The organism is Ancylobacter sp. TW_SC_1 (assembly GCF_056836805.1).
The window spans coordinates 3,499,060-3,511,166 of record NZ_CM166365.1; the positions used below are offsets into that span (position 1 = coordinate 3,499,060).

Here is a 12,107-nt window from a genome sequence, read left to right on the forward strand (position 1 = left end):
CAGCGCGCGAACCGTCAGTCGACATCCTCGACGCTGGCCGGACCGCCGCCATAGGCGCGCTGCGCCAGCGCCGCTTCCATGAAGGGATCGAGATCGCCGTCGAGCACTTCCTGCGGCGTGCCGGAGGTCACTCCGGTACGCAGATCCTTCACCAGCTGGTAGGGCTGCAGCACATAGGAGCGGATCTGGTGGCCCCAGCCGATGTCGGTCTTGGCGGCCTGATCGGCGGCGGCCTGCGCCTCGCGCTTCTTCAGCTCCATCTCGTAGAGCTTGGCGCGCAGCATCTCCCACGCCGTCGCGCGGTTCTTGTGCTGCGAGCGGTCGCCCTGCGCCACCACCGCGATGCCGGTGGGAATATGGGTGAAGCGGACCGCCGATTCGGTCTTGTTGACGTGCTGGCCGCCCGCGCCGCCCGAACGCATGGTGTCGATGCGCAGGTCGCTTTCCTTGATGTCGACCACGATGCGGTCGTCGATCACCGGGTAGACGTCGACCGACGCGAAGGACGTCTGGCGGCGCGCGTTGGAATCGAAGGGCGAGATGCGGACGAGGCGGTGCACGCCGCCTTCGGTCTTCAGCCAGCCATAGGCGTTGTGGCCCTTGACCAGAATGGTCGCCGATTTGAGGCCGGCGGTTTCACCGGCCGACTCCTCGATCAGCTCGACCTTGAAGCCGCGCCGTTCGGCCCAGCGCGTGTACATGCGCAGGAGCATCAGCGCCCAATCCTGGCTGTCGGTGCCGCCGGCGCCGGCGTGCACTTCGAGATAGCTGTCATTGGCGTCGGCCTCGCCGGAGAGCAGCGCTTCCAGCTGCCGGCGGGCAACCTCGGCCTTCAGCTTGTCCAGCGCCACCGAGGCTTCGGAAACGATGCCCTCGTCGCCTTCCATCTCGCCGAGCTCGATCAGCTCGACATTGTCGTTGAGCTCACGCTCGATCCGCTCCAGCGAATTGAGCCCGTCCTCCAGCGTGCCGCGCTCCTGCATCAGCTTCTGCGCGCGCTCGGGATCGTTCCAGAGGTTGGGATCCTCGGCGAGCGCATTCAGCTCGGCGAGTCGGGCCTTGGAACGGTCGAAATCAATGTGCTGCCGCAGCAGACCGGCGGCTTCGCGGATTTCGTCGACGCTCGCGGCGAGCTCGGCGCGCATGGGGGACACTCTCGAAAGGACGTTGAAGGCGGCGGAAAATAGAGGGCTTGTCTTGGGCTGTAAACGCCCCGGCACGAGATCCGTCCGGCAGGGGTCGCAAGTCGCATTTGCCGGCGGCTCCGGCCGGCTTACGCTACCCGCCGCTCAGTGGAGGAATGAAGATGCGCCTGATCGGCATGCTGGATTCGCCCTATGTACGCCGTGTCGCGGTGTCGATGAAGCTTCTCGACGTGCCCTTCACACACGAATCCGTCTCCGTCTTCCGTCACTATGACCAATTCGCCGGCATCAACCCGGTCGTGAAGGCGCCGACGCTGGTGACCGATGACGGCCTCGTGCTGATGGATTCAACCCTCATCCTCGAGCATGTGGAGCGGCTGGCCCCGTCGTCGGCGTCGCTGGCGCCCGCCGACATCTCCCGCCACGCGCGCTCCCAGCGCATCATCGGGCTCGCCCTCGCCGCCTGCGAGAAGACGGTGCAGATCGTCTATGAGCACCAGTTGCGCCCAGAAGAGAAGCGCCACCAGCCCTGGCTGGACCGGGTCCACGAACAACTTTTCGCGGCCTATCGCCTGCTCGATGCGGAGATCGGCGACGCGGAAGGATGGCTGGTCGCCGAGCGCCCGATGCAGGCGGACATCACCGCTGCTATCGCCTGGACCTTCACCACCCGGATCATTCCCGAGGTCATGCCGGCGGACGCCTTCCCGGCCATGGCGCGTCTGGCGGCCCGCGCCGAGACGCTGGAGGCATTCAGGGCCTGGCCCTATGACGGCTGAACCGGTACCGGGGCGGGCTCAATAGAGCCCGCCGGTTCCGCTGGCGCCAACCGCGCGGTCGGCGTCCGGGTTGATGCCGATCGGCTGCCCCGACGCATCGGTCGCGCCGATGATGGAGTAGCTGTCGGGTGGCGCCGTGCCGGGCTTGAAGGCTTCGAGGATCGAGGCCTCGCCCGGCCCGGCACGCAGCCCGGACTTCGGGTTGATGCGGATCAGCTTGATACCGGGCGGCACGCGGAACGGCACCGCCGGGCGGTCCGCCAGCGCCAGCTTCATGAAGTCGCGCACCACCGGCGCGGCGATAAGGCCGCCGGTCGAGCCCCTGCCCATCGGCTTGGGCGTGTCGAAGCCGAGATAGACGGCGACCACCACGTCCGGGGTGTAGCCGACGAACCAGGCGTCTTTTTCCTCGTTGGTCGTACCGGTCTTGCCGGCGATCGGCTTGCCCAGAACCTTGAGCGCCGTGCCGGTGCCGCGCTGGACCACGCCCTCGAGCATCGAGGTGATCTGGTAGGCGGTCATCGGATCGAGCACCTGCTCGCGCCGGTCGATCAGCACCGGCTCGTTCTGGCCGCTCCAGGCGGCGGCATCGCAGCCGCGGCATTCGCGCTCGTCGTGCCGGTAGATGGTCTTGCCGTAGCGGTCCTGGACGCGGTCGATCAGCGTCGGCTTGATGCGCTTGCCGCCATTGGCGAACATCGAATAGCCGCCGGCCATCCGCAGCACGGTCGTCTCGCCGGCGCCGAGCGACATGGAGAGAACCGGCAGAAGGTTGTCCGACACGCCGAAGCGCTTGGCGTATTCGACGATCAGCGGCATGCCGAGATCATTGGCGAGCCGCACCGTCATCACGTTGCGTGACTGCTCGATGCCGAAACGCAGCGTCTGCGGGCCGTAGAACTTGCCGGAATAGTTCTCCGGCCGCCACGTCGCCTGCCCCTGCTGGGCTAGTTCAAAGGGCGCATCCAGCACGACGCTGGACGGCGTGTAGCCGTTGTCGATCGCCGCCGCATAGACATACGGCTTGAAGGACGAACCCGGCTGGCGCTGGGCCTGCGTGGCGCGGTTGAACTGGCTTTCGTCGAAGGAGAAGCCGCCGGCCATGGCCAGCACGCGGCCGGTGGACGGGTCCATGGCGACGAGCGCGCCCTCGATATTGGGCTGCTGGCGCAGGCGCCACTGGTCCGGCTTGCCGTCGACCGGCTCGACATAGACGACGTCGCCCGGCTTGAGCACGCCGGCCACGCCGTTCTTGGCATTGCGCATCGCCCATTTCACGCCGTCCGGCGTGATGATGCCGACGTCGCGCTGCGAGCCGAGGGTGCCGGAGCGGTCGCGCTGCGGCTGCAGGCCGATGCGCGCGCCCTTGGCGTCCGAATCCAGCACCACGGCAAGGCGCCAGGGAATGTCGGTGAAGGTGCGCACATCGGCAAGCCGCGCGCCCCAGTCGCCCGAGGTCTCGATATGCGTCACGGGCCCACGGAAGCCGCGCTGTTCGTCATAGCGCGTCAGCCCGTCGAGCAGCGCCTCCTTGGCGTATTGCTGGAGCTTGGGGTTGAGCGTGGTGCGGACCGACAGGCCGCCGCCATAGAGCTTGTCCTCGCCATAGCGCTCGAAAATCTCGCGGCGCACTTCCTCGGCGAAATATTCAGCCGAGAAGATGTGCGCGCCGGTCGGGCGCACGGTCACGGCGAGGTCGGACTTCTTGGCGTCCTCGGCCTGCTGCTCGGTGATGTAGCCGTTCTCCGCCATGCGGTCGATCACCCAGTTGCGGCGCTCGACGGCCGCGTCGTGGCGACGGAACGGATGGTAGTTGTTCGGCCCCTTCGGCAGGGCGGCGAGATAGGCCGCCTCGGCGATGTTCAGCTCGGAAACCGACTTGTCGAAATAGAGCAGCGAGGCGGCGGCGACGCCGTAGGAGCCGATGCCGAGATAGATCTCGTTGAGGTAGAGCTCGAGGATCTTGTCCTTCGAATAGGCGCGCTCCATGCGCAGCGCCAGCAGGGCCTCCTTGACCTTGCGGTCGATCGAGACCTCGTTGGTCAGGAGGAAGTTCTTCGCCACCTGCTGGGTGATGGTGGAGGCGCCCTGCGGGCGGCGGCCAGAGCCGTAATTCTGCAGGAAGGCATAGGCGGCACGGCCGATGCCGGTCACGTCGATGCCGCCATGCGAATAGAAGTTCTTGTCCTCGGCGGAGATGAAGGCTTCCTTCACCAGCTCGGGAATGTTCTGGATCGGCAGATAGAGCCGGCGCTCACGCGCATATTCGGCCAGCAGGGAGCCGTCCGCCGCGTGGATGCGGGTCATCACCGGCGGCTCGTAATTCTGCAACTGCGAGTAGTCCGGCAGGTCCTGGGAGAATTTCCACACGAAATAGCCGGCCGCCGCGCCACCGACCACGAACAGGATCGTGCCGAGCGCGAACATAAAACCCAAAAACCGCAGAAGCAGCCTCATGCGGCAAAGCCCCCATAAGCTGAGGACGCCACCGCGCCGAAGCACGATGCGAGTCCGTTGTCCGACGTCGCCCCTAGAGCATCTTGCGCAAAAGTTGAATGACTTTTGCGGCCAGAACGGGCTCCGTCCGTTCGACTCTAGATCACTTTCCCGTCGATCTGGCGATTCCGCCTGACAGAAAAGGCCCTTGGGGCAGCGTGTGCGCGGCAACTATGGCCGTATCGCGGCCGGTTCCGCCCGCGTTGCGGCCAGCGGCTCGCCGCCCGCCCCGCCAATGCTGGCGGGCAGAGCGCTCGGAACGCCATCCAGCGGCTTCTGCGCCGCGAAATAGGCGTCGATCGCCGTAACCATGGCTTCGGTGACGCTCGACTGCCAGTCCGCGGAGGTCATGAGCTCCAGGTCCTTCGCGCTCGAGAGATAGCCGAGCTCGAACAGGACGGACGGCACGTCGGGGGCCTTGAGCACCTTGAAGCCGGCCGATTTCAGCGGCGATTTGTGCATCCGCGCCACGTCCGAGACACTTCCCGCCAGACTGCGGGCGAAATGGGCGGAAAAGTTGCGCGTCTCGCGCTGCGCAAGGTCGAACAGGATACCCGCGACATCGGCCGGTTCCTCGGAAAGATCGAGGCCGGCGATCATGTCGGCCTTGTTTTCCGAATCGGCGAGCAACTGCGCCTCGGCATCGGAAGCGCGGTCGGACAGCATGTAGATGGTGGCGCCGCGCACCTCGCCGCCGCGCGCCGCCAGCGAATCGGCATGCAGCGAGATGAACAGCCGCGCCTCGTTCTGGCGGGCGAAGCGCACGCGCTGGCCGAGCGAGACATAGGTGTCCTTGGTGCGGGTCATCAGCGTGCGGTAGCGGCCGGTGGCCTCCAGCCTCTTGTGAAGCTGCCGGGCGATGGTCAGCACGAGCTGTTTCTCGGTCACGCCGAAGGTGGAGTTCACCGCGCCGGAATCGACGCCGCCATGGCCCGGGTCGATCACAATGACGGGACGGGTGTCGCCGGCCTCGGCGACCTCGGCCTGCGGCATCTCCGGCTCCTCGGCGCGCCGCAGCGGGGCGGCCACCGACTTCAGGAAATTCGCGCGGTCGGTCTTCACGAGGTCGATCACGAGACGCGCCGGCTGGTCGTCCATCGGCTCCAGCACGAAGGCCTTGTCCACCGTCACCGGCGCGTTGACGTCCATCACGATTCGCGCCTTGCCGGGCGCGAACAGGCCGAAGCGATAGGCCGAGACAAGGCCTCGCCCCTCCTGCCCGGCCGAGGCCGGCAGCGCGAAGACGACGTCGGGAATGTCGATGACGACGCGATAGGGATCGGCGAGGGTGAAGGCGCCCAGCGGCACCGAGCGCGACAGGTCGATCACCAGCCGCGTGCGTTCCTGGTCGCCGGCGAGGCGCGCGTCGCTCGCCACCACCGGCTCGCTGGCGAAGGCCGGAGCCGACAGCGACAGGCATGCCGGCAGCAACAGCGCCACCGCCAGACAAAACCCGAACATGCCCGCCCGCACTGCCATTCCCGACCAACACCTCCTGCACCGCGCGCCCGCACCGAGCGGCGCCGGCGCGCGCCCCGACCTTTCTAGCGAAATACGAACGAAGGGTTAACCGCTCCTTGCGGGCCGATTCGCGGTCGTGCCACCGGCGTTGCCGCCGCGCAACGGCGGCGGCACATTAGATCGGACGCGATCCTTGCCAAATCGGCACGCATGCCGCTATTAAGGGCATGCATATGGTACGCATTCCGGGTCGATCGTCGACGTCCGGCTTTCGCGGCCCCTGCGGCGATGGGCGATCCAGCGATGGGTGGGCCCGGCACAAAGCGACGATTGATCCCTGGGGACGCGTGGCGGTGCCGAATGCGGTCAGAATTGGCCGCGCGTCGGGGGATCGCCCGGCCTCGTCATTTTCGGACCGCCGGACACGGTTTCTTCGCGCGGCTTTTACGGATTTCGCGCGCCCGTGGCTTCGCCACCATGTGCCTTGAGCCGGATCGCGCGCGATCGCGGCTTGTCGTGTTCGGTCGTGTAAGGACGGCAGCCAACGATGATGCGTCAGCCGGCAAGTGTGGGTCAGGTGCGCGGGACGATTCTTCGTCGCGTACATGCCCGCGGGCCCGTGGCCTGTGCATCGCGTCGGCGCCCCGCCAGCGAGGCGTTCCGTCCTGCCCGCCGCATTCCCAGCCCGCTTTCGATCACCGCTTACAGGCACGGCCTTCGCAGCCGGGCGTCCTTCGCGACGCCGGCGCCACGGCCGCTGCCGCACATGAGAGTTCAATGGCCAACAAGATGCTCATCGACGCCACCCATCCCGAGGAGACCCGGGTTGTGGTGGTGCGCGGCAGCCGAGTCGAGGAATTCGACTTCGAGGCTGCCAACCGCAAGCCGCTGCGCGGCAACATCTACCTCGCCAAGGTCACGCGGGTAGAACCTTCCCTGCAGGCCGCCTTCGTCGAATATGGCGGCAACCGGCATGGCTTCCTCGCCTTCAGCGAGATCCATCCGGATTATTACCAGATCCCGGTCGCCGACCGGCAGGCGCTGCTCGCCGAAGAAGAGCGCCAGCAGCGCAAGGATGCCGAGGACGAGGCGGAGGAGAAGCCGAAGGGCCGCTCCCGGCGCGGTCGCGGCGCGGCGAAGGCCGCCGATGCCGACGAGACCGTCTCCGAGGAGACCTCCACCGAAGAGGCCGCCCCCGCCCGCCGCTCGCGCCGCCGGCCGTCCTCCGATGACGAGACGGGCGGCGAGGTCGAGGAGATCGCCGGCGAGGAAGAGGTGGTCGACGAGGTCGGCTCCGACGACGCGCTGGAGGAAGTGCCCGAGCGCGCCGCCCCGCGCGGCCGGGCCCGCACCTACAAGATCCAGGAAGTGATCAAGCGCCGGCAGGTGATGCTGGTGCAGGTCGTCAAGGAAGAGCGCGGCAACAAGGGCGCGGCGCTCACCACCTATCTCTCGCTCGCCGGCCGCTATTCGGTGCTGATGCCCAACACCGCGCGCGGTGGCGGCATCTCGCGCAAGATCACCTCGGCCGACGACCGCAAGCGCCTGAAGGAGGTCGCCTCCGACCTCGAAGTGCCGGAGGGCATGGGCGTCATCCTGCGCACCGCCGGCGCCAACCGCACCAAGGCGGAGATCAAGCGCGACTTCGAGTACCTGCTGCGCCTGTGGGAAAACGTGCGCGAGCTCACGCTGGGCTCGACCGCACCCTCGCTGGTCTATGAGGAAGGCTCGCTGATCAAGCGCTCGATCCGCGACCTCTACAACAAGGACATCGACGAGGTTCTGGTCGCCGGCGACGACGGCTATCGCGAGGCCAAGGACTTCATGCGTATGCTCATGCCGAGCCATGCGAAGAACGTGAAGCCCTACAAGGACCTGCAGCCGGTGTTCACCCGCTTCGGGGTGGAGAGCCAGCTCGACGCGATGTTCCTGCCGCAGGTGCAGCTGCGCTCCGGCGGCTATCTCGTCATCAACCCGACCGAGGCGCTGGTCTCCATCGACGTGAACTCCGGGCGCTCCACCCGCGAGCACAATATCGAGGACACGGCGCTGAAGACCAACCTGGAGGCCGCCGAAGAGGTCGCCCGCCAGTTGCGCCTGCGCGACCTTGCCGGCCTCGTCGTGATCGATTTCATCGACATGGACGAGAAGCGCAACAACCGGGCGGTCGAGCGCAAGCTAAAGGATTGCCTGAAGAACGACCGCGCCCGCATCCAGCTCGGCCGCATCTCGCATTTCGGCCTGATGGAGATGAGCCGCCAGCGCATCCGCACCGGCGTGCTGGAGTCCTCCACCGAGGTCTGCCCGCATTGCGGCGGCACCGGCCATGTGCGCTCGTCGCCGTCGGTCGCGTTGCAGATGCTGCGCGGCGCCGAGGACATCCTGCAGCGCTCGAACACACATAACCTCATCATCCGCACCCGCGCCGAGAACGCGCTCTACGTGCTCAACCACAAGCGCGCGCATCTGCACGAGCTGGAAGAGCGCTTCGGCGTGCTGATCACCATCTCCGCCGACGCGACGCTGACCGGGCTCACCCCCTTCGCCATCGACAAGGGCGAGGCGGTGCTGAACCCGATCCCGCTGCCGCGCCCGCCCGAGCTCGTCATCGAGCCGGAGGACGAGATCGCCCTTGCGGATGAAGCCGAGGACGAGGTCGAGACGGACGTCGAGTCCGAGACCCATGAGGCTCCCGCGCAGGCGACTGAAGCCGGCGGCGACGCGCAGGGCGATGGCGGACGGCGTCGGCGGCGTCGCCGGCGTCGGCGGCGTGGCGCCGGCGGCCCGAACGGCGAGAACGGCAGTCGCGCCGCCGGCAGCGAGGCTGGATCCGACACGGACGGCATCGAGTTCGAGGATGACGGTGACGACGCCGAAGGTGACGACGCCCGTGGCGAGTACGCCGAGGGCGACACGAGCGAAGCACGCGAAGCCCCGGCCGAGGTAACGGCCGAAGCGGCTGCCGAGGTGATCGCCGAGGCGCCCATTGCCGACGATGTCGCCGAGCAGGCGGTCGTCCTCGCCGAGGAAGCGGCCGTCGAGGCCGCCGAGGCCCCGGCCGAGGACGCCCGTCCGCGTCGCGGCCGGCGCGGTGGCCGCCGCACGCGTGGCGAGAAGGTTGGTGAGAAGGCCGGCGAGGAGCCCACGGCGGAAGCGGCCGAGGCGGCTGCGACCACTGAGAGCGTCGCGCCTGAGCCCGTCGCGGCGGCACCCGCCGTCGAGGAACCGGCGCCGCAGGCTCCCAAGCCGCGCCGTCGCCGGTCCACCGTGCGCGAGCCCGCTCCGGCTGTCGCCGGGGAGACCTCCGCCGTCGTGACGCAGGAGGTGGTTGCCGCCCCCGAGGCCGCGCCGGAAGCCGAAGCCCCGGCGTCTGCGCCGGAGGCCGTTTCCACCGACGCACCGGAAGTGGAAACCGGTTCCGCCGAAACCCCGGCCGCTCCGGCCGCGGCGCCGGAAGCCGACCGCCCCCGCCGCTCCGGCTGGTGGCAGCGCAAGATCTTCGGCGAGTGAGGCGAGCCTCGCACGTCACCTGACATGGAAACGGCGCCTCACGGCGCCGTTTTCTTTTTCACGATGGCTCCCCGGCGCCGCGCCGGCCCTCAGCCCTTCAGCGCGGCGGCATTGTCCTTCACCCACTGCGCCACCGAGTGCGGGGCCCGGCCGGTCAGCCGCGTCACGCTGTCGGTCACGGACGCCGTCCAGCCCTCGCGGACCGGATGGAAGATCGAGGCGAGGAAGGCCGCGTAGTCCGGCGAGACGCCGGCGCCGGTCAGGATGCCGATGAAGGTCGCGTCGTCGACCGGCGTATAGGCGACCGGCTTGCCGATCGCGTCGGCGATGATCGCCGCCGCCTCGGCGTAGCCCAGCGCCTGCGGGCCGGTGAGGCCGAACGCCTGACCGTCGAAACGATCCGTGGTGAGCGCGCTGGCGGCGCTGGCGGCGATGTCGCGGGCGTCGATAAAGCTCGACTTTCCCTCGCCCGCCGGGACGGCGATCACGCCGTGATGGTCGATGCCCGGCTTCCAGAAGTTCAGGAAATTGTCGGTGAACCAGTTCGGCCGCAGGATCACATAGGGCACGCCCGAGCCGATCAGCGCCAGTTCGACCTGGCGATAGGGGATGGAATCATCCGCGTCGACCCCGAGGGCGGTCTGCAGCACCACCTTCACCTTGCGCGCCGCCGCCGCATCGATGATCGGGGTCAGCAGTTCCTTGGAGTTCACGTAACCGCCGGGCAGCATCACATAGGCGCGGTCGACGCCCTCGAAGGCCGGACCGAAGGTCTCCGGCTTGCCAAACTCGAACGCGACGCCCTCGGCGCCCTCCACCGGCTTGCCCGAGCGCGACGCCGCCTTCACCGCCTCGCCGCGGGCGAGAAGCTCTTTCACCAGCGGGCGGCCGACATGCCCGGTCGCGCCGAGCACCAGAATCTTGCCTGCCATCGTCAATCTCCTTAGTATCTATTGGAAACCATGTATCGATTGACTACATACGCGCCGTTGCGGATGTGCGAAAGAGAGCACCTTCGGCTCACATGGTGTCGTCGAGGAAACCGGCCAACCCCGATGCGGTGGGCGCCGGCACGGAGAGAGCGATGCGCTACGCCTACGATGTCTATGAGGACCGCTGCCCGACGCGGATGGTACTCGACCGGCTGGCCGACAAATGGGCGCTGCTGATCCTCGACCGGCTGGAGGGCGGGCCGGTGCGCTTCAACCATCTGCGCCGCGACATCAAGGGCATCTCGCAGAAGGTGCTGTCGCAGACGCTGAAGAAGCTGGAGCGCGACGGGCTCGTCACCCGCTCCGTCTATCCGACCGTGCCGGTAACGGTGGAATACGCCCTGACCCCGCTGGGGCGGGCGCTGGCCGACACGGCCGCCGCCCTCACCCACTGGGCCGAGCACAACATGGACGCCATCCTCGCCGCGCAGGCGGCCTATGACGCCGCCATGGCGGAGCGGTGACGCCCCTCACCCCTTACGCAGGAACGCGCCGATCCGGTTCACCGCCTGCCGCATCTCGTCGGCCGCGCCGGCATAGGACAGGCGCAGATAATGGTGGCCGCGATGCGGGTCGAAATCGACGCCCGGCGTCGCCGCCACCAGCGCCTCGTCGAGCAGACGCCGGGCAAAGGCCGCCGAATCGTCGGTGAAGCGCGACACGTCGGCATAGAGGTAGAAGGCGCCGTCGACGGGGAGGAACTCCGGCAGCCCGACCCCCGGCAGTCCCTCGGTGAGAATCAGCCGGTTGACCTCATAGCCGTGCTTGACCGCCTCCATCTCGGCCGCGCCGTCGAAGGCCGCCTCGGCGGCGACCTGCGAAAGGGTGGGCACGGAGATCATCAGGTTCTGCTGCAGCCGCTCGACCGCGCGCACCAGCCCCTCGGGCATCACCATCCAGCCGACGCGCCAGCCGGTCATGCAGAAGTACTTCGAGAAGGAATGGATGATCGTCGCATGCGGGCTGATGGAAGCCGCCGTGGTGGCGGGGAAGGCGTAGTCGAGGCCGTGATAGATCTCGTCGGAGATGAAGCGGATGCCGAAGCTCTCGGCGGTCCGCACCAACTCCGCCAGCGCCTCGGGCCGCATCATGGTGCCGGTCGGGTTGGCGGGGCTGGCCACCAGCACGCCCTTGAGCGGCGTCCGCCGGTGCGCCTCGATGAGCGCCTCCGGGGTGATCACCCAGCGCGAGGCGGCATCGGTCTCGATCAGCACCGGCTCGCAGCCCAGCGCGGTGAGGATGTGGCGATAGGGCGGATAGCCGGGATTGGCGATCGCCACCCGGTCGCCCGGCTCGAACTGGGCGAGGAAGGTAAGCAGGAAGCCGGCCGACGAGCCGGTCGTCACCACGATGCGGGCCGGGTCGAGATCGACGCCGTAGGTGTCGCCATAGTGCCGGGCGATGCGCGCGCGCAGCGAGGGCAGGCCGAGCGCCGTGGTGTAGCCGATCCGTCCGTGGTCGAGCGCCCGACGCGCCGCCTCGCGGGCGGTCGAGGGCGCCGGCGCGGCCGGCTGGCCGACCTCCATGTGGATCACATGCCCGCCCGCCGCCTCCAGGCGCGCGGCGCGCTCCATCACGTCCATGACGATGAACGGGGCGATCTCGCTGCGGCGCGAGGCCCCCGCGAGGCGCGCGGCCGCGTCCAGCCGGGTTGACGCAGAAGATGAATCCATGTTGCCCAACCTTGCCGAACCGCCGTATCTGCGCCGCATTCTCCGGCTCGT

The 12,107-nt window shown here is 68.2% G+C and carries 8 protein-coding genes; 3 read left to right on the forward strand and 5 right to left on the reverse strand.

Annotated elements, in window-relative coordinates; translation table 11 throughout:
- Positions 1–14 precede the first annotated feature (14 nt).
- On the reverse strand, positions 15–1,145 hold the full coding sequence (gene prfB / locus AC1PZ7_RS16445) for a peptide chain release factor 2 (RefSeq protein WP_482356279.1): 1,131 nt from the start codon (positions 1,143–1,145) through the stop codon (positions 15–17).
- A gap of 155 nt (positions 1,146–1,300) precedes the next feature.
- On the opposite strand from prfB, the gene AC1PZ7_RS16450 reads away from it, so the two are divergent.
- Positions 1,301–1,924, forward strand: coding sequence for a glutathione S-transferase (locus AC1PZ7_RS16450; RefSeq protein ID WP_482356280.1), 624 nt, complete (start codon positions 1,301–1,303; stop codon positions 1,922–1,924).
- A gap of 18 nt (positions 1,925–1,942) precedes the next feature.
- On the opposite strand, the gene AC1PZ7_RS16455 is transcribed toward AC1PZ7_RS16450, so the two are convergent.
- On the reverse strand, positions 1,943–4,381 hold the full coding sequence (locus tag AC1PZ7_RS16455; protein WP_482356281.1) for a penicillin-binding protein 1A: 2,439 nt from the start codon (positions 4,379–4,381) through the stop codon (positions 1,943–1,945).
- Positions 4,382–4,591: 210 nt separating this feature from the next.
- Positions 4,592–5,899, reverse strand: a complete 1,308-nt coding sequence (locus tag AC1PZ7_RS16460; protein ID WP_482356282.1) for an N-acetylmuramoyl-L-alanine amidase — start codon at positions 5,897–5,899, stop codon at positions 4,592–4,594.
- 759 nt (positions 5,900–6,658) lie between these two features.
- Here AC1PZ7_RS16460 and AC1PZ7_RS16465 point away from each other — a divergent pair.
- Positions 6,659–9,391 carry an Rne/Rng family ribonuclease gene (locus AC1PZ7_RS16465; RefSeq protein ID WP_482356283.1) on the forward strand — a complete coding sequence of 911 codons (2,733 nt, stop codon included), beginning with the start codon at positions 6,659–6,661 and terminating at the stop codon, positions 9,389–9,391.
- Between the two features lie 89 nt (positions 9,392–9,480).
- Here the strand turns inward: AC1PZ7_RS16465 and AC1PZ7_RS16470 are convergent, their stop codons facing one another.
- Positions 9,481–10,323 (reverse strand): SDR family oxidoreductase, encoded by an 843-nt coding sequence (locus AC1PZ7_RS16470; protein ID WP_482356284.1) that lies wholly within the window; start codon positions 10,321–10,323, stop codon positions 9,481–9,483.
- Between the two features lie 152 nt (positions 10,324–10,475).
- On the opposite strand from AC1PZ7_RS16470, the gene AC1PZ7_RS16475 reads away from it, so the two are divergent.
- On the forward strand, positions 10,476–10,847 hold the full coding sequence (locus AC1PZ7_RS16475) for a winged helix-turn-helix transcriptional regulator (RefSeq protein ID WP_482356285.1): 372 nt from the start codon (positions 10,476–10,478) through the stop codon (positions 10,845–10,847).
- 6 nt (positions 10,848–10,853) lie between these two features.
- Here AC1PZ7_RS16475 and AC1PZ7_RS16480 read toward each other — a convergent pair whose 3' ends face one another.
- Positions 10,854–12,056, reverse strand: a complete 1,203-nt coding sequence (locus tag AC1PZ7_RS16480; protein WP_482356286.1) for a pyridoxal phosphate-dependent aminotransferase — start codon at positions 12,054–12,056, stop codon at positions 10,854–10,856.
- Positions 12,057–12,107 lie beyond the last annotated feature (51 nt).